The organism is Amycolatopsis sp. NPDC004368 (assembly GCF_053602515.1).
In genome coordinates this window covers 39,033-62,742 of the sequence record NZ_JBSGDT010000033.1, presented here as the reverse complement: position 1 = coordinate 62,742, position 23,710 = coordinate 39,033, and the positions used below count along the sequence as shown (strand labels likewise).

Annotated in this window: 19 protein-coding genes and 1 pseudogene; 9 read left to right on the top strand and 11 right to left on the bottom strand. The window is 72.6% G+C overall.

Annotated elements, in window-relative coordinates; all coding sequences use genetic code 11:
- Window positions 1–6: 6 nt before the first annotated feature.
- The 4 genes from ACWEOE_RS33375 to ACWEOE_RS33360 all read right to left on the bottom strand — a co-directional run bounded on the left by ACWEOE_RS33375 (window position 7) and on the right by ACWEOE_RS33360 (window position 5,075).
- The gene (locus tag ACWEOE_RS33375) at window positions 7–1,758 is read right to left on the bottom strand and encodes an ATP-dependent acyl-CoA ligase (RefSeq protein ID WP_452016260.1); all 1,752 of its coding nucleotides are present in this window, start codon (window positions 1,756–1,758) and stop codon (window positions 7–9) included.
- Window positions 1,755–2,879, bottom strand: a complete 1,125-nt coding sequence (locus tag ACWEOE_RS33370; protein ID WP_452016258.1) for a thiolase family protein — start codon at window positions 2,877–2,879, stop codon at window positions 1,755–1,757. The genes ACWEOE_RS33375 and ACWEOE_RS33370 overlap by 4 nt, the downstream gene beginning before the upstream one ends.
- Window positions 2,876–4,210: an MFS transporter gene (locus ACWEOE_RS33365; RefSeq protein ID WP_452016256.1), complete on the bottom strand. Its 1,335-nt coding sequence runs from the start codon at window positions 4,208–4,210 to the stop codon at window positions 2,876–2,878. Before ACWEOE_RS33365 ends, ACWEOE_RS33370 begins: the two co-directional genes overlap by 4 nt.
- Window positions 4,211–4,304: 94 nt before the next feature.
- Window positions 4,305–5,075, bottom strand: coding sequence for an IclR family transcriptional regulator (locus ACWEOE_RS33360; RefSeq protein ID WP_452016254.1), 771 nt, complete (start codon window positions 5,073–5,075; stop codon window positions 4,305–4,307).
- Window positions 5,076–5,183: 108 nt separating this feature from the next.
- On the opposite strand from ACWEOE_RS33360, the gene ACWEOE_RS33355 reads away from it, so the two are divergent.
- Window positions 5,184–5,465: a hypothetical protein gene (locus tag ACWEOE_RS33355; protein ID WP_452016252.1), complete on the top strand. Its 282-nt coding sequence runs from the start codon at window positions 5,184–5,186 to the stop codon at window positions 5,463–5,465.
- A gap of 232 nt (window positions 5,466–5,697) precedes the next feature.
- Here the strand turns inward: ACWEOE_RS33355 and ACWEOE_RS33350 are convergent, their stop codons facing one another.
- Window positions 5,698–6,813 carry a hypothetical protein gene (locus ACWEOE_RS33350; protein ID WP_452016250.1) on the bottom strand — a complete coding sequence of 372 codons (1,116 nt, stop codon included), beginning with the start codon at window positions 6,811–6,813 and terminating at the stop codon, window positions 5,698–5,700.
- A gap of 254 nt (window positions 6,814–7,067) precedes the next feature.
- On the opposite strand from ACWEOE_RS33350, the gene mobA reads away from it, so the two are divergent.
- The 6 genes from mobA (at window position 7,068) to ACWEOE_RS33320 (ending at window position 17,661) form a co-directional block, all read left to right on the top strand.
- Window positions 7,068–7,916 (top strand): molybdenum cofactor guanylyltransferase, encoded by an 849-nt coding sequence (gene mobA / locus ACWEOE_RS33345; protein ID WP_452016248.1) that lies wholly within the window; start codon window positions 7,068–7,070, stop codon window positions 7,914–7,916.
- 38 nt (window positions 7,917–7,954) lie between these two features.
- The gene (locus tag ACWEOE_RS33340; protein ID WP_452016246.1) at window positions 7,955–9,757 is read left to right on the top strand and encodes an aldehyde ferredoxin oxidoreductase family protein; all 1,803 of its coding nucleotides are present in this window, start codon (window positions 7,955–7,957) and stop codon (window positions 9,755–9,757) included.
- Between the two features lie 50 nt (window positions 9,758–9,807).
- Complete coding sequence (fdhF, locus tag ACWEOE_RS33335) at window positions 9,808–12,750, top strand: formate dehydrogenase subunit alpha (protein WP_452016244.1); 2,943 nt, start codon at window positions 9,808–9,810, stop codon at window positions 12,748–12,750.
- Window positions 12,747–14,471 (top strand): NAD(P)H-dependent oxidoreductase subunit E, encoded by a 1,725-nt coding sequence (locus ACWEOE_RS33330; RefSeq protein ID WP_452016242.1) that lies wholly within the window; start codon window positions 12,747–12,749, stop codon window positions 14,469–14,471. The genes fdhF and ACWEOE_RS33330 overlap by 4 nt, the downstream gene beginning before the upstream one ends.
- Complete coding sequence (locus tag ACWEOE_RS33325) at window positions 14,468–15,688, top strand: molybdenum cofactor synthesis domain-containing protein (RefSeq protein ID WP_452016240.1); 1,221 nt, start codon at window positions 14,468–14,470, stop codon at window positions 15,686–15,688. Before ACWEOE_RS33330 ends, ACWEOE_RS33325 begins: the two co-directional genes overlap by 4 nt.
- Window positions 15,689–15,753: 65 nt before the next feature.
- Window positions 15,754–17,661 carry a molybdopterin biosynthesis protein gene (locus ACWEOE_RS33320; protein ID WP_452016238.1) on the top strand — a complete coding sequence of 636 codons (1,908 nt, stop codon included), beginning with the start codon at window positions 15,754–15,756 and terminating at the stop codon, window positions 17,659–17,661.
- A gap of 64 nt (window positions 17,662–17,725) precedes the next feature.
- Here the strand turns inward: ACWEOE_RS33320 and ACWEOE_RS33315 are convergent, their stop codons facing one another.
- The 3 genes from ACWEOE_RS33315 to ACWEOE_RS33305 form a co-directional block, all read right to left on the bottom strand.
- Entirely contained in the window at window positions 17,726–18,973 is a 1,248-nt protein-coding gene (locus tag ACWEOE_RS33315; RefSeq protein ID WP_452016236.1) for an RNA polymerase sigma factor, read from the bottom strand.
- A gap of 7 nt (window positions 18,974–18,980) precedes the next feature.
- Window positions 18,981–19,337, bottom strand: a complete 357-nt coding sequence (locus tag ACWEOE_RS33310; RefSeq protein WP_452016234.1) for a YciI family protein — start codon at window positions 19,335–19,337, stop codon at window positions 18,981–18,983.
- Window positions 19,338–19,469: 132 nt separating this feature from the next.
- Window positions 19,470–19,982: a DUF2199 domain-containing protein gene (locus tag ACWEOE_RS33305; RefSeq protein ID WP_452016232.1), complete on the bottom strand. Its 513-nt coding sequence runs from the start codon at window positions 19,980–19,982 to the stop codon at window positions 19,470–19,472.
- A 145-nt stretch (window positions 19,983–20,127) separates the two neighbouring features.
- Here ACWEOE_RS33305 and ACWEOE_RS33300 point away from each other — a divergent pair, with 145 nt between their 5' ends.
- Complete coding sequence (locus ACWEOE_RS33300) at window positions 20,128–21,075, top strand: NAD(+)/NADH kinase (RefSeq protein ID WP_452016230.1); 948 nt, start codon at window positions 20,128–20,130, stop codon at window positions 21,073–21,075.
- A 9-nt stretch (window positions 21,076–21,084) separates the two neighbouring features.
- Here the strand turns inward: ACWEOE_RS33300 and ACWEOE_RS33295 are convergent, their stop codons facing one another.
- The gene (locus ACWEOE_RS33295; protein WP_452016306.1) at window positions 21,085–21,372 is read right to left on the bottom strand and encodes a hypothetical protein; all 288 of its coding nucleotides are present in this window, start codon (window positions 21,370–21,372) and stop codon (window positions 21,085–21,087) included.
- 221 nt (window positions 21,373–21,593) lie between these two features.
- Window positions 21,594–22,277, bottom strand: a pseudogene (locus ACWEOE_RS33290) (ester cyclase); the annotation flags it as partial.
- Between the two features lie 79 nt (window positions 22,278–22,356).
- Here ACWEOE_RS33290 and ACWEOE_RS33285 point away from each other — a divergent pair.
- Window positions 22,357–22,974 (top strand): TetR/AcrR family transcriptional regulator, encoded by a 618-nt coding sequence (locus ACWEOE_RS33285; RefSeq protein ID WP_452016228.1) that lies wholly within the window; start codon window positions 22,357–22,359, stop codon window positions 22,972–22,974.
- Between the two features lie 32 nt (window positions 22,975–23,006).
- Here ACWEOE_RS33285 and ACWEOE_RS33280 read toward each other — a convergent pair whose 3' ends face one another.
- Window positions 23,007–23,597, bottom strand: a complete 591-nt coding sequence (locus tag ACWEOE_RS33280; RefSeq protein ID WP_452016226.1) for a TetR/AcrR family transcriptional regulator — start codon at window positions 23,595–23,597, stop codon at window positions 23,007–23,009.
- Window positions 23,598–23,710 lie beyond the last annotated feature (113 nt).

Genomic DNA, 23,710 nt, shown 5'->3' with positions numbered 1-23,710 from the left:
GGAAGGTCAGCGGCGGAGCCGGTAGCCGGCCGCCTCGCGGTCCCAGGTCGTGGGAGTCACGCCGCGGGCGCGCAGGACGGCCTTGCGGACCTTGCCGTTTTCAGTGAGGGGCAAGTCGGGGACGAAATCGAGGTAGCGGGGGATCGCGAAGTACGACAGCCGTGGTTCGCACCAGCGCACCAGGTCCAGCGGGGCGATCTCGCCGCGCGGGACGACGGCGGCCATCACCTCGTCCTCGGCGAGCTCCGACGGGACGGCGAACACCGCGACGGCGGCGATGGCCGGGTGCGCGGCCAGCACCTGCTCGACCTCCATCGACGAGATGTTCTCGCCGCGGCGGCGGATGCTGTCCTTCACGCGGTCGACGAACCGCAGCCAGCCCGCGCCGTCGCGGATGACGCGGTCGCCGGTGTGGAACCACAGGTCGTGCCAGGCCGCGGTGGTCGCGACCGGGTTGCCGAAGTAGCCGGTGGCAAAGGCGAACGGCAGGCCTGAGCGGCAGACCAGCTCGCCCGCCTCACCGTCGGGCACGTCGAGGCCCGCGGCGTCGATCACGCGCGCTTCGTAGCCCGGCAGCACGACACCCATCCAGCCGGGCCGCTGGGTGCTTGCGTGCGCGCCGACCATCATGTTCGTCTCGGTGGAGGCGTAACCCTCGATGAGCCGCACCCCGAACCGCTCGCGGAACGCGCCGTGCGACGCGACCGGGGTCGCGGGTGAGAGCGCGATGCGCACGGAATGGCCACGGTCGCGTTCGGACTCCGGTGCAGCCAGCAGCATCTGCACCATGGCGCCGAGCAGGTAGGTCACCGTCGCACCGCACGCGGCGGCCTCGCTCCAGTAGCGCGACACCGAGAACCGCGTGCCGAACACCACCTGCGCGCCGGTCACCAGCGCCTGGAAGAACGCGGTGAGCGCGTTGATGTGGAACAGCGGCAGGCACGTGTAGAGCACGTCGCCGGGTTCGAGCTCGAGGCATTCGGCGACCGTGACGCCGAACCAGAAGAACTGCGCGTGGGGGCAGCACACGCCCTTCGGCAGGCCCGTGGTGCCGGAGGTGTAGAGAATCGCGACCGTGTCACCCGGCGCCGCGTCGACGGGCGCCACGGCGTCGGCGAGCACGGGGTGGTCCGGGCCGTCGAGGACCCAGACCTGCGCCAGCGTCTCGGGCACGTCGATGTCGTCGAGCGCGGTGACCAGGTGGGCTTCGGCCACCAGCACGCTCGCCGCCGAGTCGGCCAGCGCGTGCCGCAGGCCGGCGCCGCGCACCGCCGTGTTGAGCGGCACGGCGATCGCGCCCAGCCAGGCACAGCCCAGAAAGATCTCGAGCAGTTCCAGGCGGTTCCCGCACAGCAACGCGACCCGGTCGCCGGCGAGGACCCCGCGCCGCTGCAACATCCCGGCCGCGCGGGCGGCGCGGTCGGCGGTGTCGCGGTAGGTCCAGGTGACGTCGCCGCACCGCACCAGCGTCCGGTCTCCGTATACCGAAGCCTGGTGCGCCAGCAGCCGCGGCACGGTGCAGTTCGCGGGCCACAGCGCTCGAGCGGCCGACGTCCGGTCGGGCAGCCGGTGGCCGGCGGGTACCCAGGCCGTGCCGGGCCCGGACGGCGCGGTCGTGACCCGCACGTCGTCGCCGGGCTCCTCGGTCCCGCCGAGCCGGCCGACGACCACGGTGCCGTCGGCGGTGCGCAGCGTCGCGACGCGCACCCCGTCGGCTTCGGTCACCTGCTCGATGCGGGCGTTCGCCGGTTCCGTCATCGTTTCCCCTCCAGGATCGTGGCGTTGGCGCAGGCTCCGTAGCGGTGCAGGACCATTCCGTACCCGGTGACGAGCGCGTGGCGCGCTCCCTCGACCTGCCGCTCACCGGCGCGGCCCTGCAGCTGCCGCACGGCTTCGACGAGCCCGTGCAGTCCTGCGGCGGCGCCGGCCTGCCCGGCCGAGAGCTGCCCGCCCGACGGGTTCAGCGGCCAGTGCTGTGCCGCCAGGGTTTCGTGCAGGAACCGCCGCGGCTCAGGGGCGAGCCCGAGGTCCTGGGCCTGCGCCAGCGCCATCACGGGGTAGTCGTCGTAGACGCAGGCGAGGTCGACGTCGGCCGGACCGAGTGCCGCGTCCGCCCACAGCCGTTCGGCGATGAGGTGGTGCCCGGTGTGCAGGCCGTCGCCCTGCTGCCCGTCGTGGTTGTGGCTCGCCCCGAACGCGCGGACCTCGGCCCGGGGACCGCGCGCGCCGGCCATGACGACGACGGCGTCGGCTCCCGTCACCACCGGTACGCAGTCGTAGCGCCGCAGGGGCGCGGCCACGACCGGGGCGGCCAGGTAATCGGCGAGGGTGAGCGGTTCGCGGTAGACCGCGTGCGGGTTGCGCCCGGCCCACCACCGCTGCGCCAGCGGGATCCGCGCGTAGTCCTCTTCGGACAGTCCGGTGGCCTGGCTGTGCCGCTGCGTGAGCATCGCGAACAGCGCGTTCGGCCCCGCGATGCCCAGCGGCGTCAGGGTTTCCGCCGTGGCGCGGTTGTAGTTCTCCACGAGCCGCCGAAACGCCGCGCGGTCGAGGTGGTCACCGGCGAGCAGGACGATCGTCCGCGCATCGCCGGCCTCCACCGCGCGCACCGCGTGCTGCAGGAGGTTGAGCCCGCTCGCGCCGCCGTGCGGGTCCTCCATGAGCCAGCGCAGCCGCAGGCCGAGCCGCCACGCGAGGTCGATCGCGTGATCGGGCGCGAGGGTGAACGACGCCACGCCGAGCCCGTCGACGTCTTCCGCCCGCATCCCCGCTTCGGCCAGCACACCGTGGAAGGCGGCGGTCAGCACGTGCTCGGTGGTCGTCCCGGGCGCCGGGTGGCGCGAGTACGGGTGTTCGTGCGCGGCAACGATCGCGGTCATCGCGCGAGCTCCGTCGTCTTCGCGGAACCCTTGTGTCCCACGGAGTCGAGGTCGCGTGCCGCGGTCTCCGGCGCCCACACGAGCGCCGCGGCGGTGATCAGCCCGAGCAGCCCGAGGTAGGCCGCGACCGGCCACCACGTGCCGGCCCACGCGAGAAGCACCGTCGCGATGAGCGGTGAGAGACCCCCCGCGAGGACCGAGGCGAGCTCGTGCCCGAGCGCGACCCCGCTGTAGCGCACGCCGCTGCCGAACAGCTCGCTGAAGAAGCTCGGCTGCGCGCCGATCATCGCGCCGTGGCACACGGCGTTCGCCACCACGAGCGCGACCCACACGAGCGCGGTTTCCTTGGTCTGCAACAGCAGGAAGAACGGCACCGCCCAGACGATCAGCGCGATCGCACCGGCCAGGTACACCGGCCGTCGCCCGACGCGGTCGGACAGCGCGCCCCAGAACGGCATGGCGATCGCCTCGAAGAGCTCACCCAGGACAACGCCGACCAGCGTCACCCACTGCGCGATGCCGAGCTGGTTGGCGTAGGTGAGCACGAAGACCAGGAACAGGTAACTGCCACCGTTTTCCGCCAGCCGCGCGCCGAACGACACCGCGACCGCCCGTGGGTGCTGCCGGATCGCGGCGAGCACGGGGAAGCGCTCGGTCTCCCGGCGCTGCTGCACCTGCCGGAACGACTGCGTCTCCAGCACACTCAGCCGGATCACCAGGCCGACGCCGAGCAGGACGACGCCGACCAGGAACGGGATCCGCCAGCCCCACGACTGGAAGGCCTCGGCGCTCGTCGTCCCGCTCACCAGGGCGAACACGGCGGCGCTGAGCACGAACCCGAGGCTCACGCCGCTCTGGCCCAGTGCCGACTGCATGCCGCGTTTGCGGGGATCGGCGTTCTCGCTGATCAGCAGCACGCCACCACCCCACTCGCCGCCGACGGCGATGCCCTGCACCACCCGCAGCACGGTCAGCAGGATCGGTGCCCACAGCCCGATCTGCTGGTACGTCGGCAGCACGCCGACCAGCGCGGTCGTCAGGCCCATGATCGTCAGGGTCGTGACGAGCACGGCGCGCCGCCCGATCCGGTCGCCGAAATGGCCGAAGATCAGCCCGCCGATCGGGCGGGCCGCGAACCCCAGCGCGTAGGTGCCGAAGGCCGCGATCGTGCCGGCGACCGGGTCCACCGCGGGGAAGAACAGTTTGTTGAACACGGTCGCGGCGGCCGTGCCGTAGAGGAAGAAGTCGTACCACTCCAGGGCGTTGCCCACGAGCCCCGCCAGGACGATCCGCCGCATCGGCTGCCGCGGTGGTTCAAGAGAGTCCGCCATTGGTCCTCCTCGACTGCCGGGACGAGCGCGGTGTCCCGATGGGGAGCGGTCATGGTGGGGCAGGAGACCGCCGCGGTGAAGACCAACGGTCCGGTCAGTGGAACGGTCGTGCGCGGGCGCCGCGCAGCCGGCGCGTCAGGGCGGTGCAGGCGAGCAGCAAGGCGGCCGAGAACCGCCCGACGTCGAGGCGGTCCCCGGGCGCGACGACACTCAGCGCCGCGACCACGGCACCGTCTGACCACACCGGCGCGGCGATGGCACCGTAGCCCGGCGCCGGCTCGATGTGCGAGACGGCGTACCCGCGCCGGCGGATCTCCTGCAGCTCGGCCCGCAGCCGCGGCTCGTCGAGCGGCGGATAGGCGTCGGGCCCGGCCGAGGCGCACACGGCGTCGACGCGCTCCGGTGGGCCGAACGCGAGGATCGCCTTGCCCGAGGCCGCGCTGTACACCGGCACCCGGCCGTCGAGCTGCGTGACGACCCGCCCCCGCCCGCGGCTGCCGACGTACTTCTCGGTGAACAGCATCCCGTCACGCCCGGGGACGACCAGCAGCACCGTTTCTTGGGTCACGTGCGCGAGGTCGTCGAGACTCGGCGCGGCGACGACCCGCAGCGACCGGTGCACCGGCGCGCGCTGGCCGAGCTCGTAGAGCCAGCCACCGAGGCGGTAGCGGTGCCCGTCGCGCTCCAGCAGCTCGCACTCGACGAGCTCCTGCACCAGCCGGTGCACGGTCGCCTTGGGCAGCCCGCTGCGCCGCGCGAGCTCGCTGACGCCGAGCACGGAGGAACTCGCGTCGAACGACCGCAGGATCGCCCGCGCACGGCGCAGCACGGCCTTCTCGGGCGGATTCGCGGAAGGCGCAACCATGCCACCTCCCGCCTGCCGCCCGGCCGTCGATGAGCCGATGCTAAGGCGGGTGGGACCGCCGTGCACAGCTCGGCGGCTCGCGGCGCCGATTGCCGGACGGCGACTCCCGTGCAGGTGCGTACAGGGCTGACCGGCGTACGCCTTCGCCTTGGCCGCGGCCGTGGTCAGGTTCCGCAGAACGATCCCCGTCGCGAGATCAATCCCGAGAAATTCTTCATCCGGAAGAAGTTCACGGGCGACGACGGTCCGCCGGCGCCCGGCAGGGAGCGCGCCGACGTCCTGAAGTTCCTGGTTGATCAGGTCGCCGGCAAGCCGGCTGCCGGTCCCGACGCGGTGGGCCTGGCGAACCACCGGTTCCGCGCGCCCTGGAACATGCCGGAACGCGTGTGACGTCCGCAAACCGGAAGACTGGGCCTGTCGTTCACCGAGGACACCGGATCGCCTCGGCGAGTGGCGTTGCGCCAACGTCGCCCTTGTCGCCGGGGACGCGCGGCCGTGGGGGCGCTGGCCCATGACCACGCATACCGGTGGGTGGCCATGGTTGCGAAGCCGCAGGCACCGCAGCTGCCCGCCCCCGGCCAGCCCGGCCCTGGACAACCGCAGTGGGGTCAGCCGCCGCCGCTCATCGCGGGACCATCCGCGTGACCTCTGCACGCGCCTTGGCGAAGAACGCGGCGCGGTCTTCACCGAACGCAACCCGCGCCGCGGAGAGGGTGCGGCCCGCGGCGGCCAGCGAATCGGGCTCGGTCGCAGCGAAGATTGCCGGGAAGGCCATGGCCTGCTGGAGCGCGTTGTCGTGCCGGCCGTCCGGGGTGGGGACGAGGGTGCGGGGCACCGCGGGGTCGGACAGGAGGTGGTCCCACGCCGCGTGCCAGTCGTCGAAGGGTCGGGGCAGGGGTTCACCGGCGTCGAGGGCGCGCAGGCCCTCGGCGATCCACGGGACGGTGTCCAGGCCCGCGTGCTCGAACGCGCGGTGCGCCACCCAGCGGGCGAACGCGCGCCGGGCTTCGGGTGGGGCCGCGAGCAGGTCCACGACCAGGTCACGGTCGTGCTTCGCGTGCTCGCGCAGGGAACCCGGCGGCAGCGCGAGGATCCGCTCGTCCGGGAGCACGCCGCCCCACTCCCGGACGAGCCGCTGGTGCCGAGCGTTCGCGCGAGCCCGCTCCTCGGCCCGCCGGCGCGCTTCCTCGGCTTCGGCGCGCTCCTCGGGCGTCGGCGGGGGAGGGAGCTCCCGCGCGACGCCGTGCCAGTACCTGGCGACCGCGCTGGTCTGCCGGAGGATCGCGTCGGGCGCCGGCCGAGCGGGCCAGAACTGGAGCAGGTAGCGGTCCAGCTCGGGCTCGTCGGCGAGCCGGGTGTCGTGTTCCCGCGCGGCGTCCATCGCGGTGCCGCTGTAGCGCACGCGGTAGTCGCCCGGTGCCAGTCCCAGGTCCCACGCGCCCTCGCCGCCCCAGGTCACGAGCCTCGTGGCGCCGGTGACCCGGAACGACACCTCGACGACCTCTTCCGCTTCGGTCTCGGGCGGTTCGCTCTCGTGCACCTCGAGCGTGAACCCGACGTTCCCCGTGTGCACCCCGGTGATGAGAAAGAGCGTCCCCCGCACGGCGGCGCCGCACAGCCCGTTGCGCTGCCCGGTGAAGCACGCCGAAAGGTCGCCTTCGAAGGGGTCCCCGCCGTCGCCGTGGACGTAACACTGTCCATAGTGGACGCGGAGCTCGCCGTGCAGCACTGTTCGCATGCCGGTCATCCTGGCAGGGGGCACCGACAGTTTCGGCTCAGATCGGCTCGATCGCGCGGCTCAGGTCGGCGACGTGGCCTCGGGCTGTCCGCGACCGGCGTGCCCGCCCGCCACCGCGGACACCGTTGCGTCCTCGGCGACCGCGACGTACCGATGGTTGCCGGAAGAAACGAAGTATTACGACCAGCGCCGCCGGGGGCGGCGAGCCGGAAACGAATCGGCGCGGGTCCGAGGAACAGCGTTATCCTTCGCCCGTGCAGACTGAGGCGGGTGTCGTCCTGGTGGGCGGGCGTTCTTCGCGGATGGGGCGCCCCAAGGCCGGACTGGAGTGGCACGGTTCGACGTTCCTGTACCGCACCAGCGCGTTGCTGGGGCGGGTGGTCGACGGTCCGGTGGTGGTCGTCGCGGCCGCGGGGCAGGAGCTGCCGGGGCTGCCGGCCGGGGTCGAGGTCGTCGAGGACCCCGTGGAGGGGCTCGGGCCGATGCAGGGGGTGGCCGCGGGGCTGGATGCGGTGCGGGAGCGGGCCGAGGCGGCGTTCGTCTGTTCCACCGACATGCCGTTCCTGCATCCGGCGTTCGTGCGGCGGGTGTTGCGCGGTGTGGCGGAGACGGGCGCCGACATGGTGATGCCGGTGGCGCGCGGGTTCCGCCAGCCGCTCGCCGCCGGGTATCGGACGTCGCTCGCCGGGCTGATCGCGCGGCTGGTGGGGGAGGGTGACCTGCGCCCGGGGATGTTGTTCAAGCACTGCGAGGTCGCGCAGCTCGAAGACGACCAGCTGCTCGCGGACCGGGCGCTGGCGCGGTTCGATCCCGAGCTGGAGTCGGTCGTCAACGTGAACACGCCGGAGGACTACGCGGCGGTGGTCGCGCGGCCGTCGCCGGAGGTGACGGTCGAGCGGTTCGGCGCGCTGGCGGGCCGGGACGGTCATCGGCCGCGCGCGGGGCGGGCGGCGACGCTGGGCGAGGCCGCCGAGCTGGCCGGGCTGGCGCTGGATCGGCACGTGGTCGCCGCGGTCAACAGGGACCAGGTGACCCGCGATCCGCTGTTGCCGCTGGCCACGGGGGACTCGGTGGCGTTCCTGTCGGCCGACGCCGGCGGCTGAGCGGCGCTTTCCGGTGCGCACAGGCCTACAGTCGTGACATGGCGGCGGGCGGTTTTTTCGGACGGGCGCTGATCGTCGAGGTCGGTGCCGACACGGCCACGGGCACGGTGTGCGAGCTGGACGAGCGGGTGCTGCGGGCCTACCTCGGCGGGGTGGGGCTGGGTACGTGGCTGCTGCACCGCTTCGCACCGCCGGGAGTCGACCCGCTGGCGCCCGAAGCGCCCTTGGCCTTCGTCTTCTCGTCGCTCGTCGGCACTCCGCTGACCACGAGCGCGAAGTTCGCCGTGGTGGCCAAGTCACCGTTGACCGGATTGCTGACCGATGCGCTGGCGTCCAGCCAGTTCGCGATCGCCGGGAAGCTGACCGGGCACGACGCCCTCGTCATCCGCGGCCGGGCGGATCGGCTGTCGGTACTGGTGATCGACGGGGCCGAGGTCCGGCTCGAACCGGCGCCGGAGCTGGCCGGGCTGCCCGCGGCGGAGGCGGAAACCCAGGTCCGGAAGCGGTTCGGGCGCGGCTGGCGCACGGCGGCGATCGGACCGGCGGGGGAGGGGCAGGTCCGGTACGCCACGATCAGCCACGACGGGCGCCACGCCGGCCGCGGCGGGCTCGGCGCCGTGCTGGGCGCGAAAAACGTCAAGGCGGTGCTGGTCCGCTCGGCCACGAAGGTCGCCGTCGCCGACCCGGCCGGTGTCCTGGCCGCGGCGAAAGACCTGCGCAAACGCAGTTTCGGCCCGGCGACGGCGAAGTACCGCGAGCTGGGGACGCTGGCGAACCTGCTGGCGTTCAACGCCGTCAGCACGCTGCCGACCCGCAACTTCACGGCGGCGACGTTCGACGGCGCGCCGAAGCTGGCCGCGGAGGAGCTGCACGAGATGCGGGGCGTCGCCCGCAACAGCTGCGCCTCCTGCTCGATCGGCTGCGAGCACATCTACTCCCGCAAGGGCGGCGGCAGCCAGCGCATGGAGTACGAGAACGTGTTCGCGCTCGGCCCGTTGTGCGGTGTCTCAGACCCGGACGACGTGTTCGCCGCCAGCGCGAAGTGCGACGAACTCGGGCTGGACACGATTTCGGCCGGGGGCACGATCGCGTGGGCCATGGAGTGCGTCGAACGAGGGCTGCTCGACGAACCGTGGCTGAAGTTCGGCGACGGCGCCGCGTTGCTGCGGGCCCTCGACGCGATCGGTGCCCGGGAACCGGGTCTCGGCGAGCTGCTGGCGCAGGGATCCCGGCGCGCGGCGCGGCTCGTCGGGCACGGGTCGCTCGACTTCGCCCCGCAGGTCAAGGGCTTGGAGCTACCGGGTTACGAGCCGCGGAGCCTCCAGTCGATGGCGCTGGGCCTGGCGGTGAACGCCCGCGGCGCCGACCACAACCGTTCCGGTGCCTACGAAGCGGACCTGTCGGGCGCGGTGAACCGCTTCGACGGCGGCGCGGCCCACGTGTCCGCCGCGATCGGGACCGAGGACCGCGCGGCGGTGATGGACTCGATGATCCTCTGCAAGTTCCTGCGCGGGGTGTTCGAGGACCCGTTCACCGAATGGGCGCGGCTGTTGTCCCTGGTCACCGGCTGGTCGATGGACGCGGCCGAGCTCCGGGACACCGCGCGGCGGATCGTGCGGGCCAAACGGGCGTTCAACCAGCGCGAAGGCGCCACCGCCGCGGACGACACGCTGCCGCCCCGCATGCTGGCGACGCCGCTGGAGCTCGAATCGGGGCGCAGAGCTTCGCTGACCGCCGAACGGTTGCAGGCAATGGTCGACAGTTACTACGTTTCTCGTGGGCTCGATGAAAAAGGCCGGGTCGACGTCGCCGATCTGCCCGATCTGCTCCTCGACGCCTGACCGCGTGACGTATATTGTATGCAGGACGCGCTCCATGACGGAGGTCAGTGATGACAACAGTCGAAGAGCCGCGCGCAGCCGTGCGCACCGTGACGGCGAACATCGACGGGCAGTCCGTGACGGTGCCCGAAGGCACCAGCATCTACGACGCGGCGAAACAGATCGGCGTGGACATCCCGGTGCTCTGCCACAACGAGCGCTACGACCCGGTCGGCGTGTGCCGCATGTGCGTGGTCGACACCGGGGGCCGGGCGTTCGCGGCGGCCTGCGTGCGCCCGTGCGAAGACGGCATGGACGTGAAGACCAGCACGCCGGAGCTGGAACGCAACCGCGCCACGCTGACCGAGCTGCTGCTGTCGGACCAGCCGCCGCGCGAGCAGGACCCGAAGCAGACCACGACCGGGGACAACCTGCTGCTGGAGCTGGCCGACCGGTTCGACGTGGCCCGCGAGACGACCGAGCTGCCGTGCGGCTCCGGGCGCGGCGTCGACGGCTCCAACCCGGTGATCGACGTGAACCACGACGCGTGCATCCTGTGCGACCGCTGCGTGCGCGCCTGCGACGACATCCAGGGCAACGACGTGATCGGCCGCTCGGGCAAGGGTTACTCGACGAAGATCGCGTTCGACCTCAACGACCCCATGGGATCCAGCTCGTGCGTCACGTGCGGCGAATGCGTGCAGGCCTGCCCCACGGGCGCGCTGACCAACAAGCCGATCAACCTCATCCCGATCCAGCCGCGTGAGCAGCTGGACGCGGTCGACAGCGTCTGCCCCTACTGCGGCGTCGGCTGCGCGCTCACCTACTACGTCGACCGCGACCGCGGTGCGATCGCGTTCGCCGAGGGCCGCGACCAGCCGGGATCCAAGAGCCGGCTGTGCGTGAAGGGCCGCTACGGCTGGGACTACGCGGCCTCCCCGCAGCGGCTCACGGTTCCGTTGATCCGCATCGACTCCTCCTACCCCAAGGGCCCGCTGTCGGCCGACGTGCGCGGCGACGGGTTCAACGACCGCGGCCGCTCCGGCGGGGGCGGGGGCCGCAGTGGCGGCAAGAAGGGCCGCGACGGGCGGCGCAAGCCGGGTGGGCTGGTCGACTACGACGAGGTGATGCCGCACTTCCGGGAGGCCACCTGGGACGAGGCACTGGACCTGATCGCCGCGCGGCTCAAGGAGATCCACACGAGCGGCGGCCCGGGCGCGATCGCGGGGTTCGGCTCGGCGAAGTGCTCCAACGAAGAGGCGTACCTGTTCCAGAAGCTGATCCGCGCCGGGTTCGGCACGAACAACGTGGACCACTGCACCCGGCTGTGCCACGCGTCCTCGGTCGCCGCGCTGTTCGAGGGCGTGGGTTCGGGAGCGGTATCGACGACCTACAGCGACGTCGCCAACGCGGACGTCGTGATCATCGCCGGCTCCAACCCGACGGCCAACCACCCCGTCGCCAGCTCGTTCTTCAAGCAGGCCCGGCGGCGTGGCACGAAGGTCGTGTACGTGGACCCGCGCGCCAACACGGTCGCCGAACACGCCGACTACTACTGCCAGGTCAAGCCCGGCACGGATGTCGCGTTCTACAACGCGATCATGCACGAGGTGATCCGCCTCGGCCTGATCGACCGCGAGTTCATCGCCGAGCGGGTCTCCAACTACGACGAGCTCGCCCGCACGGTCGCCGACTACCCGCCCGAGCGCGCCGCGCAGATCACCGGCGTGGACGCGGACCTGATCCGCGCCGTGGCCCGGGAATGGGGCGAGGCCGGCGCCGCGGTCGTCTACTGGGGGATGGGCATCTCCCAGCACACCACCGGAACCGACAACGCGCGCTGCCTGATCGCGTTGTGCTCGATCACCGGCAACGTCGGCCGCCCCGGGACGGGACTGCACCCCCTGCGCGGGCAGAACAACGTGCAGGGTGCTTCGGACGCCGGCCTGATCCCGATGTTCTACCCGGACTACCAGGGTGTCGACCGGGAAGCGACGCGTGAGCGGTTCGAGCAGGCGTGGGGTACGAAGCTCGACCCGAAACGCGGCCTGACCGTCACCGAGATCATCGGGTCGGTGCTCAAGCCCGGCGGCGTGCGCGGCATGTACATGCTGGGGGAGAACCCCTTCCTGTCCGACCCGAACATCAACAAAGTCCGGAAGGCTCTGGCGGCACTCGACTTCCTGGTCGTGCAGGACATCTTCCTCACCGAGACCGCCGAGTTCGCCGACGTGATCCTGCCCGCGTCCTCCTACCTGGAGAAGGAAGGCAGCTACACCAACACCGACCGGCGGGTGCAGCTCGGCCGCAAGGTGCTGGACCCGCCCGGGCAGGCGCGCGTCGACTGGGAGATCGTGCAGGACATCGCGCGACGGATCGGCCTGGACTGGAACTACTCCTCGCCGGGTGAGATCTTCGACGAGATGGTGTCGCTGATGCCGTCGTACCGGAACCTGCGCCACGACAACCTGGGCCTTTCGGGGAAGCTCTACCCGAACGACGACCCGGAGCACAGCGACGGCACCGTGGTCCTGTTCGACGAGCGCTTCAACACCGACGACGGCCTGGCCCACATCGTGCCCGCGCAGTGGTTGCCGGCCAAGGAGCTCCCGGACTCGGAGTACCCGCTGGTGCTCAACACCGGACGGCTGCTGGAGCACTGGCACACGGGGTCGATGACGCGGCGCTCGTTCGCCCTGGACTCGATCGCGCCGGTGCCGGAGGTGTACCTGCACCCGAAGGACGCGGCCGACCGCGGCCTCGCGCACGGGGAGCTGGCGCGGGTGCGGTCCCGTCGTGGCGTGATCGAGCTGCAGGTGCGGATCTCGCACCGGGAGCAGCTGGGCAACTGCTTCATCCCGTTCCACTTCCGGGAGGCGGCGGCGAACCTGCTGACCATCGACGAGATCGACCCCTACGGCAAGATTCCCGAGTTCAAGTTCTGCGCGGTCCAGGTGGAGGCCATGGGTGCGGCGCGCACGGAATCCGTCGCAACGGCAGGAGTCGCGGAATGACCCTCAGCCCCGAGCGGGTGCCCGGCGTCGAGGCCCGGGCGGGGAAGTTCCCCGGCCCGTCGCTGATCCCGGCGCTGAACGCGATCCAGGCCCGGCTCGGGTGGCTGCCCCGGGAAGAGCTGGAGGACCTCGCGCGCGAGGTGCGCCGGCCGCGGTACGAGATCGAGGGGCTGATCTCGTTCTACCCGCACTTCCGCACCACTCCGCCGGCGAAGGTCCAGGTCAGCGTCTGCCACGACCTGTCGTGCTGGTTGCGCTCGGGCGAGGACCGGATCGCGGAGATCAAGCAAGCCTACGGCGAGGACACCGACGTGGAGCTGGTCGAGGTGTCCTGCCTGGGCCGCTGCGACAGCGCGCCCGCCGCGGCGGTGAACGAACACCCGGGCCCGGTGTCCGCCGTCGACGAGCTGGTGACGGCCGCCCGTGGCGCCGGCGTCTCACCGGCGTCGGCACAACGCCGCGAGCAGCCGTGGCCCAACGACCCCTATCCGGCCGGTTCCGGTGTGCCGCAGCGGTACTCGTCGCTGCGGGCGTTCCTGGCGGGTGATATCAGTGCCGAGTCCATTGTGGACATCCTGAAGGAGTCCGGGCTGCGCGGCATGGGCGGTGCCGGGTTCCCGACGGGGCAGAAGTGGCGCCTCGTCGCCGGTGCGCCGGGCACGGTGAAGTACGCGATCTGCAACGCCGACGAGTCCGAGCCGGGCACGTTCAAGGACCGCCAGATCCTCGCCGACCAGCCCCACCTCGTGCTGGAAGGGCTGTTGCTCGGCATGGCCGTGGTCGGCGCCGAAGAGGGCTGGGTCTTCATCCGCCACGAGTACGGGCCCGAAGAGCGCGTGCTGCGCGAGGAGATCGCGGCGCTGCGCGAGGCGGGCGTGATCGGGCCGGATGCCTGTGGCAGCGGACGCCGACTGGAGCTGGACCTCTTCGTCTCTCCCGGCGGGTACATCCTCGGGGAGGAGACCGCGCTGCTGGAGTGCATGGAAGGCCACCGCGGCGAACCCCGCAACAAGCCGCCGTTCCCGGGCAACTACGGCCTGCACGGGCGACCGACCCTGATCAACTCGGTGGAGACGTTCGCCGACGTGCCGGTGATCCTGCAGCGCGGTGCCTCGTGGTGGCACGAGCAGGGTGCCGGGGAGTCCGTCGGCTGGAAGTTCTTCGCCGTCTCCGGGCACGTGCAGCAGCCCGGGGTCTACTGCGTCCCGATGGGCACGACCGTGCGGGAGCTGATCGACACCGCCGGCGGCGTCCTCGGCGGCGCGGCGATCGGGGCTGTGCAACCGGGCGGGGCGTCGTCCAACTTCATCGGTCCCGACCGGCTCGACCTCCGTCTGGACTTCGCCACGCTCGCCGAGGCCGGCACCATGCTCGGGTCCGGCGCGGTGGTGGTGCTGGCCGAGGGTACCGACCTGCTGGCCGCGTCGACGAACGTGCTGCGGTTCTTCCGCAACGAGTCCTGCGGCAAGTGCGTGCCGTGCCGCGTCGGATCCACGAAGGCGCACACGCTGCTGACCGGTGCGCTCGACGGCGGCGGTCTGGACGAGGCCGGGCGCGAGCGCATCCTGCGGCTCGAGGAGGCCATGCGCAAGACGTCCATCTGCGGGCTCGGCCAGGTGGCGCTCGGGCCGGTGGTGTCGGTGCTGGGCCTGGCGAAGGGCGGCGCGGCCGCGCGGGCGCAGCCCAAGCCCGAAGGGGCGAAGGACCAGCCGAACCGGTGAGCGGACGGGAGTTCTTCACCACCCGCACGGTCGCCGAAGCCCTCGCCGGGTTCCGCCCGGAGCACCGCACGCCGGTGGAGCAGGTTCCGTTGTCGGCAGCGCTGCACCGCGTGCCCGCCGCGGGAATCCCGGCGCCGCACGACTTGCCGGGGTTTTCCAAGTCCACTGTGGATGGATTCGCGGTCCGGGCGGCCGACACGTACGGCGCCTCGGAGGGGCTGCCGTCCTACCTCGACCTGCTCGGCGGTGTCCGGATGGGCGCGGAGCCGACGGTGGCCGTGCGGCCCGGCGGCTGCGTCGCGATGCCGACCGGGGGAGTGCTGCCTCCGGGTGCGGACGCGGTCGTGATGGTCGAGTTCACCGCCGAAACCATGCCCGGCACCATCGAGGTCACCCGCCCGGTTGCGCCGGGCGGCGGTCTCGTGCGCGCGGACGACGACGTGGTCGCCGGAGCCGCGCTCGTGCCCGGTGGGCGTCCGCTGCGGGCGCCGGAGCTGGGTTTGCTCGCCGCGGCCGGCGTGGTTTCGGTGCCCGTGCACGCCCGTCCCCGCGTCACGATCATCTCGACCGGCGATGAAGTCGTACCGCCGGAAACGCCTTCGCTGCGTGCCGGGCAGGTTCGCGACGCCACCGCGTCGGCGCTGGCGGGCCTGGTCCTCGAGGCCGGGGGCGACCCGGTGCTCGCGGGCATCGTCTCCGACGAACCCGGGGCGTTGAAGGAGCGGCTCACGGCGGTGCTGCCGAAGTCGGACCTGGTGGTGGTGTCGGCCGGTTCGTCGGTGGGCGCGCGCGACGAGACGGCCGCCGCGGTGGCCGAGGTGGGGGACGTGTGGTGCCACGGGCTGGCGATCAAGCCCGGCAAGCCGACGTTGCTGGCCACCTGCGGAGGGATTCCGGTCGTCGGGCTGCCGGGCAATCCGCTGTCGGCGCTGGTGGTGTTCGGTCAGATCGGGGTCCCGCTGGTGTGGCGGCTGGGTGGGTGCTCAACGCCGCCCGCGCGGCCCAACGTGCGGGCCCGCTTGTCGCGCGGCCTGGCGTCGGCCGCGGGGCGGTTGGACGTGGTGCAGGTTCGGGTGTGTGGCGGGGTTGCGGAGCCGTTGTTCGGGCCGTCGGCGTTGCTGTCGGTGCTGACCCGGGCGGACGGCTACGTGGTGGTGCCCGAGGCGGCAACGGGTCTTGATGAAGGTGCCGAGGTCGATGTCACGGTGTACGGGTGAACCGGTCCTTCGTCTCGGCCGGCCGGGCTCGACGCCGGCACCGGGATTGAGGTAACGCTGTACGCATGAACAGTCCCTTCGTCTCCGACGTCCCGGCCGCTCGGGCTCACGCCGCCTGGGGTGAGGCGCGCGCCGCCGCCGGGTGTCCGGCGCGGGTGGCGGTGGTGCGCGTGCCGGTGGGTGACGCGGTCGGGCGGGTCACGGCGGAACCGGTGTGGGCGCGGCGGTCCTCGCCGGCGTTCGACTCCTCCGGGATGGACGGGATCGCCGTGCGCGCGGCCGACACGGTGGGCGCGTCGGAGACGACGCCGGTGGTGTTGAGTGACTTCGAGGTCGTCGACACGGGCGACCCCGTGCCCCCGGCGTACGACGCGGTGGTGATGCGCGAACACGTGCACCACACCGCCGACGGCGCCGAGCTCAGGGCGGCGGTGCCGCCCTACCAGCACGTGCGCTCGATCGGCGAGGACATCAGCGCGGCAGAGCTGCTGCTGCCCGAAGGGCACCGCCTGCGGCCGGTCGACGTGGCGGCGTGCGCGGCCGCGGGGGTGATCGAGCTGGCGGTGCGGCGGGCGCCGAACGTGGTGATCATCCCGACCGGTGACGAGATCCGTCCGCTCGGCTCGGCGCTGGAGGCCGGGGACATCCCGGACACCAACTCGCTCATGCTGGCCGCCCAGGCGCGGGAGGTGGGGTGCACCGCGCGGGTCACCGACATCGTTGCCGACGATCCCGGCGCCATCACCGCCGTGCTGCGCGCGGCCGCCGCCGAAGCCGACCTCGTGCTGCTCATCGCCGGATCCAGCGCCGGACGCGACGACTACACCGCCCGCGTGGTCGCGCAAGCCGGCTCGCTCGCGGTGCACGGGGTCGCGGTCCGGCCCGGCCATCCCGTTGTGCTGGGTGTGGTGAGCGGGGAGCCGGCCACGCCGGTGATCGGTGTGCCGGGGTATCCGGTCTCGGCCGCGCTGACGTTCGACATCTTCGCCGCGCCGGCGCTGGCCGAGCTCGAGGGCGCGGCCACGCGGCAGCGGCCCGTCACCACGGCGCGGCTGGCCCGGAAGCTGCCGTCCGTGGTCGGGATGGACGACTGGGTGCGCGTGCGGCTGGGCCGGGTGCGCGGCCAGGTCGTCGCGACCCCGCTGCCCCGCGGCGCCGGCGTGCTCACCTCCCTCGTGCGCGCCGACGGCCTGCTCGTCGTCCCGGCGGGCGTCGAGGGCCACCACGCGGCCGCCGACGTGCAGGTGGAGCTGCTGCGCGGGCTGAGCGAGATCAACCGCACCATCGTGGCGATCGGCTCGCACGACCTCGTGCTCGACCTCGCCGCGTCCGCCCTGCGCGCCGCCGACCCGCTCGTCACGCTCGCTTCCTCCAACGTCGGCTCGCTCGGCGGCCTGGTCGCCCTGCGCGACGGGTTGTGCCACCTCGCCGGCTCCCACCTGCTCGATCCGTCCACAGGGGAGTACACACTGCCCTATGTGGACAAGCTCCTCGGCCCCGACGCCGCGGTGATCCGGCTCGTGCACCGCGATCAAGGCCTCCTCGTCGCCCCCGGAAACCCCGGTGGGATCAAAGGAATCGACGATCTGGCCCAGCCCGGCCTCCGGTACGTCAACCGCCAGCGCGGCGCCGGCACCCGCGCCCTGCTCGACCACGAGCTCACCCGCCGCGGGATCGACCCGGCCGCCATCCCGGGCTACGCGCGCGAGGAGCACACCCACCTCGCCGTCGCCGCCGCCATCGCGGCCGGCCGCGCGGACACCGGCCTCGGCATTCTCGCCGCGGCCCGCGCGTTCGACCTCGACTTCGTCCCCGTCGCCCAGGAGCCCTACGACCTGGTCCTGCGCCCCGACGACCTGTCCCACGACCTGCTCGCGCCGTTGTGGGAGCTGCTCGACCGACCGGAGTTCAGGGCGGAGATCGAGGAACTGGGCGGGTATTCGTGTGCCGAGACCGGGCGACGGATCCGCTGAGCCGTTTGGGCGGAGTCCGCCGGGTCAGCGCGGGAAGGGACGAGGTCGCCCGCGAGGCCCTCGATCAGCCGAGGTGCGGCCTGACCTCCTCCCGACGGCTCAGCAAGAACGCACGCTCCACCTCGTTGTCGGTCATCGTCAGCGCCTCCTCGTACGACACATCGGCCTCGGCCCACCGGCCCAGGCGGCGCAGGAAGTCGGCGCGGGCGGCGGTGAGGTAGGCGTGGGTGCCGAGGGCCGGGTCGTCCAGGAGAGGCGCGAGAGCGGCGAGGCCGGCAGCCGGGCCGTCGCGGAAGCCGACGGCGATGGCCCGGTTGAGGTCGACGACCGGCGACGGCCACAGGCGGCGCAGCACGTCGTACAGGCCGACGATCTCCACCCAGTCGGTGTCCTCCCAGCTCGCCGCTTCGGCGTGGACCGCGGCGATCGCGGCCTGCACGCCGTACCTCGTCGGGCCCGCGAGCCGCAAGGTGTCGGTGAGCAGTGCGGTGCCCTCCTCGATCTGAACCGCGTCCCAGCGCGCACGGTCCTGGTCGGCCAGCAGGACGAGCTCCCCGTCCTCGGAAAGCCGGGTGTCGCGGCGGGCGTCGGTGAGCAGCAGCAACGCCAGGAGAGCCGTGACTTCGGTGTTGCCGGGCAGGAGCTGGTGCAGGGTGCGGGCCAGGTGGAGGGCGCTGTCCACGAGGTCGCGCCGCACCAGCCGGTCGCCGACCGGGGTGAGGTGGCCGGTGGTGAACACCAGGTGCACGACGTCGAGGACGGAACCCACCCGTTCGGGAAGGTCGCCGGGGCCGGGCACCCGGTAGGGGATCCGGGCACCGCTGATCTTCTTCTTCGCCCGGGTGATCCGGGCCGCCATCGCCGCGTCCTGCACCAGGAACGCCCGCGCGGCCTCGGTGGTGGACAGCCCGCACACCAACCGGAGGGTGAGCGCCACCCGGGCATCGCGCGAGAGGGTCGGGTGGCAACAGGTGAAGATGAGCCGCAGCCGGTCGTCTCCGACGGTCTCGGGGTCCGCCGGCTCGGTCACGACGTCGTCGACGACGAGCAGGGGCAACGCCGAGCGCAGCACCGACTCCCGCCGCAGGAGGTCCTTCGCGCGGTTGCGCGCGACGGTGGTCAGCCACGCGCCCGGCCGGGCCGGCACACCGCTCGCCGACCACGTGCGCAGCGCCCGGGCGTACGCGTCCTGCACGCACTCCTCGGCCAGGTCGAGATCACGCACGACCCGCACCGTCGCGGCGAGCACGCCGGCCCACTCGCGACGGTGCGCCTGCGCGACGGCATCGATGACGTCGGCATCCTCGGTCAAGGCCCGCCTACCGCGGCTCGTTGATCGGCCGGATCTCGACCCCGCTGTGCGCCACCCTGAGCTCGGGCAGCCGCTCGGCGAGCTCGACGGCGGCGTCCAGGTCGGGCGCCTCCACCACGTAGTAACCCCCGAGCACCTCCTTGGACTCGAGGAACGGCCCGTCGGTCGGCGTCGGCCGGCCGTTCGCGCTGCCCCGCAGGCTCGTCGCGGTCGCCGTCGGCAGGAGCTCGTGGCCGGAGAGCACCGCGGCCCCGGCCGCGGTGTTGAACGCGGCATGTCCCGCTTCGATCTCCGCCCGCCCCTGCGCGGAGCCCGCTTCCCAGATCTGCTCGTCCCCGTAGATGAGGAGCAGGTACTTCGCCATCGCACGCATCCCGTCGGTCGGGGCCCCGATCGGGCCCGTCCATCTCCACGACGAACGAGCCGCCCGCCCATCGATGGTCCGTCCGCGAATTTTATCGGCGCGCGGCCGCCGGTACGCCGGGATGCGGCGCGGTCACCGGTGGGGATGCAGGAGCAGCTCCGCGATCGTCTGGACGCGGGCACGGGTGATCCCGGTGCGTTGTTCGACCGCCAGCGGGTGATCGGTGGGCTCGAGTTCCACGATCGGCCGGACGCCGACGGGCTGGCTGTGCAGGTTGGTTTTCAGGTTCAGCGTGGTGGGCTCGTAGGTGGGGAGCTCGGTGGCGAGCCAGCCGAAGTACGGCGGCTCCTGCACCCGTTCCGGCGTGGTCCACAGTTCGGTGACGCGGGCGAAGCCGGCCTTGCTGAGCGACACCCACACGCCCCATTCGAAGTCGTCGCCGGCGTCGAGGGTGGGCAGGACCAAGCGGGCCTTGACGAAGAAGTGCTCTCCCTCGATCACGCATTGCTCGTCGCCGAGGACGCTGTCGGGGTTGCCGGCCAGGCCGTCGTGCCAGTAGGCCGGTGCGAAGGTGCCGTAGCCCAGCGGGAGTTCGTCGTGGTGCCGGCCGCAGCAGGAGCAGTCGTACCCCAGGTCGCTCGTCATGGCGCACAGCATAGGCAGGTCGCGAATGCGTTGATCGACCGGTTTGTCGCCCGTCCCGATCGGGCGGCCCGGCCGCCTCCACCGGCCATTGTGGATCGTCCGTTCGTGGGAAGCGGGCCGGCGTCGGCCTCGCCACAATGAACCCATGGCTGGTTCCGAGGTGGCCCGGGTCGGGGTCGTGGCGCATCCGAGCAAGGCGGTGGGCGCGTCGGTCGATGTGCTGGTTTCGTGGGCCGCGCGCGGGGGCGTGGAGATCGTCGTGCGGGAGGTGGACGCCGCGCAGGTCGGTGCGGGGGTACCGGTGGTGCCGGAAGCCGAGTTCGCGGCCGGGGTCGACGCGATCGTCAGCCTCGGGGGCGACGGGACGATGCTGGGCGCGATGCGCCTGGCCGTGGATCGGCCCGTGCCGGTGCTGGGGGTGAACTACGGCAACGTCGGGTTCCTGGTCGAGATCGCGCCGTCGGAGCTGGCCGGGGCGCTCGAGCGGTTGGCGGGCGGGGATTTCGAGATCGAGCCGCACAGCTGCGTCGCGTTGGACGAGGGGGGTGCGAAGGCCGTCGCGTTCAACGACGTGGTGGTCGGGGGTGGGGAGCCCGGTGCGACGGTGGAAGTGGACCTGCTCGTGGACGAGATCCACTTCGGTTATTACCGCTGCGACGCGTTGATCCTGAGCACCCCGACAGGCTCGACCGCGTACAACTACGCCGCCGGCGGGCCGGTCATCTCACCGGCGGCGGAGGTGCTGGCGGTGACGCCGGTGGCGTCGATGTCGGGTGTCAGCCGGGCCATCGTGCTGCCCGCGAGCGATGTGGTGACGCTGCGGGGCGCCGCCCGCCGAGCGCCGGCGGTGGTGCGCGTGGACGGGAACGCGTGGCGCCCGCTCGATCCGGCCACACCGCTCACCGCCACGCTGCGCCCGGACGCGGCCCAGGTCGTGCGCCTCGACCCCGGGCGGCACGCACAGCGCAGCCGGGTCAAGCTGAGCCTGCTGGACCTGCCGCTGCGGCCCGAGCAGATGGCGGAGCTGCTGCCGACGGACCTGCGGGAGGACCTGGAGCGCCTCAGGGAACGGCGGCAGCTGCCGGAGCACTGACCACCCTCCTCAGGCACGCGCCCGGTGCAGCAGGACGGGATCGTGGGCGTCGACCAGCACCAGATCGGGGCCGGCCGTCCGCGCCAGTTCGGCGAGCCGGCGGTGGTTGGCCTTGACCTGCCGCCAGTCGTGGGCGACGACGCGTTCCATCGCGGTGAGCGCGAGGGGTGCTCTGCCGGTCGCACCGAGCCGGCGGTGGTGGTAGAGGGCGTCCCCGGCGTGGAAAACCCAGTGGTCCCCGGTGTCGACCGCGACGGCGGCGTGGCCCCGGGAGTGCCCGGGCAGCGGGACGAGCACGATGCCGGGGCGACGTCGGTGAGTTCCGTCGCGCCCGGGAAGCCGCGCCAGGATTCGCCCGCGGTGGGGGAATGCCCGACCAGGATCATGCCGTGGTCGCGGCGGGTGGGCAGGTACCGGCCGCGTTCGACGAGGCCGCGGGGGTGGAGGGCGGCGAAGCGTTCGGCGGCCGTGAGGTGCACCCGGGCCCACGGGAAGTCCGCGAGCCCGCCGGTGTGGTCGGCGTCGAAGTGGGGGAGGACGACGTGGCGGACGTCGCGCGGGTCGAAGCCGAGGCGGGCGACCTGGGTGACGGCGGCCTCGGCTCGATCGAACGCGGGGCGCACGGAGAACCGCGTCGGGCCCAACCGGCCGGCCGGGTCCTCGGCGTCGCGGAGGCCGAGCCCGGCGTCGACCAGGACGAGGCTGTGCGGGTTCTCGACGAGCAGGACGTGGCAGACCAGCCCGTCCGGGGTCGCCCAGGGCCGCATGGTGCCGCAGTTGAGGTGGTGGACCTTCATCAGCCGTCGAGCGCGGGGGCGGTGGTGTGGGTCGGGCTCGCCGCCGGCGGTGGCGAGCGCGCCCACGACGGCGCGGCCGAGCGTGAACAGGTCTGCGGGGTTCGTCTTGTCGAGGCCGGCGAGGAGCTGCTTGAGAATGGTGAGCTGGTCGAAGTAGGTGCGCTCGACGAGCGGGTTCTCGTCGGCGTCGAAGAGGAAGTACGCGGTCATCCGCGTGCGGTGCCGCGATCCGGTGGGCGGCACTTTGCCGAGCGGACCGCGGTGGGTGCCGGTGAGCCAGAACTCGACGATCACGGCGTCGTGCGCGTGGCGCAGCGCGATGATCTCGTGGTCCTGATCGGGGAAGGCCACGCGGGTGTCGTGGTAGTACCCGCGCACCTCACCGTCGCCGTCGTGGACGGTCATCCGCGTGCGGCGCCGCTCGTGGTGCGGGTGCGGGAACGTCGAGAGGGTGGCGTCGCAGTCCTGCACGACCTCGTCGCGCATGTGGTCCAGCACGACCACTGCCCGCCGCGGGCGCCCGCCGAAGGGCGAAAGCCGGCTCTCCCGTGCGGCGATCGTCGAGGCGACTCTGCGGGTCCTCGACGCCGAGGGTGTCCCCGCGGTCAGCATGCGTGCCGTCGGGCGGGTCCTCGGGGTCGACGCGAAGAGTCTTCACCACCACGTGGACGGCAAGGACGGCCTCCTCGACGCGGTCGCCGAGAACCTCCTGGGGGCCATCACTGCCCGAGCCGACGGGCGACGTCCGGGGCGCTGGCCCATCCGGGAGCCGCTTCCCTGGTGCTCACCCGGCAGCTCGGTTCGTTCGAAGGGCTCGCGCCGGTCGAGGCAGTCCGGTCCGTGCTGTGCGATGCCGGCTGCCCCGCCGGCGAGTCCGTGCACCTCCTGCGGACGCTGGTCGCGAACCTCATCGGCGCACTGTTGCGCGAAGTCGACGCCGGGCCCTCCCACGGCACGACGGACCTGGCGGGAATCGCCCGGTGCCACGCGATCCGGGCCGACAGCGGCCTGCCCGCCGTGGCGGCCGCCGCACCGGACCTCGCCCGGTTCGACGCGGCCGCCGAGTACGCGTTCACGGTCGACTTCGCGCTCGACGAGCTGATCGGCCGGCTCGACCGCCGGTGAGGCGAGCGGTCAGCGCCGGGTCCGGCGCCCGCGTGCGGCAGGAACCGCCTCCCGGTGCCGCAGGATTCCTTCCACGCCCAGCAGGAACGTCTCGCAGACCGGCTCCGGGTCGGTGAGGCAGCCGGCGGACATGGCGCCGTCGCGCAGCAGGGTGAAGTGGCGGGCCGCGGGTTCCGGGGCGTCCTCGCCGACGGCGGCGAACAGTTCGGTGGCGGTGGCCAGGAACCAGTCGCGGTGGGTGAGGACGGCGCGGTGCACCGGGTGGGCCGGGTCGGGGTACTCCGCCGCGGCGTTGAGGAAGGCGCAGCCGCGGAAGCCCGGCGAGCGCAGGTCGTCGGCGATGGACTCGGCGAAGGCGCGCACGGTGTCGGCCGGGCTGTGGCCGGCCGCGCGGAGGGTTTCGGCGCGGGCGCGGATGAACTGGTCGGCCTCGGTCAGGTAGGCCACGACGAGGTCGTCCTTGCCGGGGAAGTGCCGGTAGAGCGTGGCGCGCGTGACGGACGCTTCGGAGATGATCCGGTCGACGCCGACCGAGTGCAGGCCTTCGGAGTAGAACAGCCGGGTCGCCGTGGCGAGCAGCCGGGTGCGGGCTTCGGACACGCGACCTCCCTTCGTGGTGACCGTCAGGCTAGCAGATAGAACGTTCGGTCTTGCGTGCTCCCCGGAGGGACTGCCATAGTTCCGAACGGCAAGACCGATCGTTCTATCTCCCC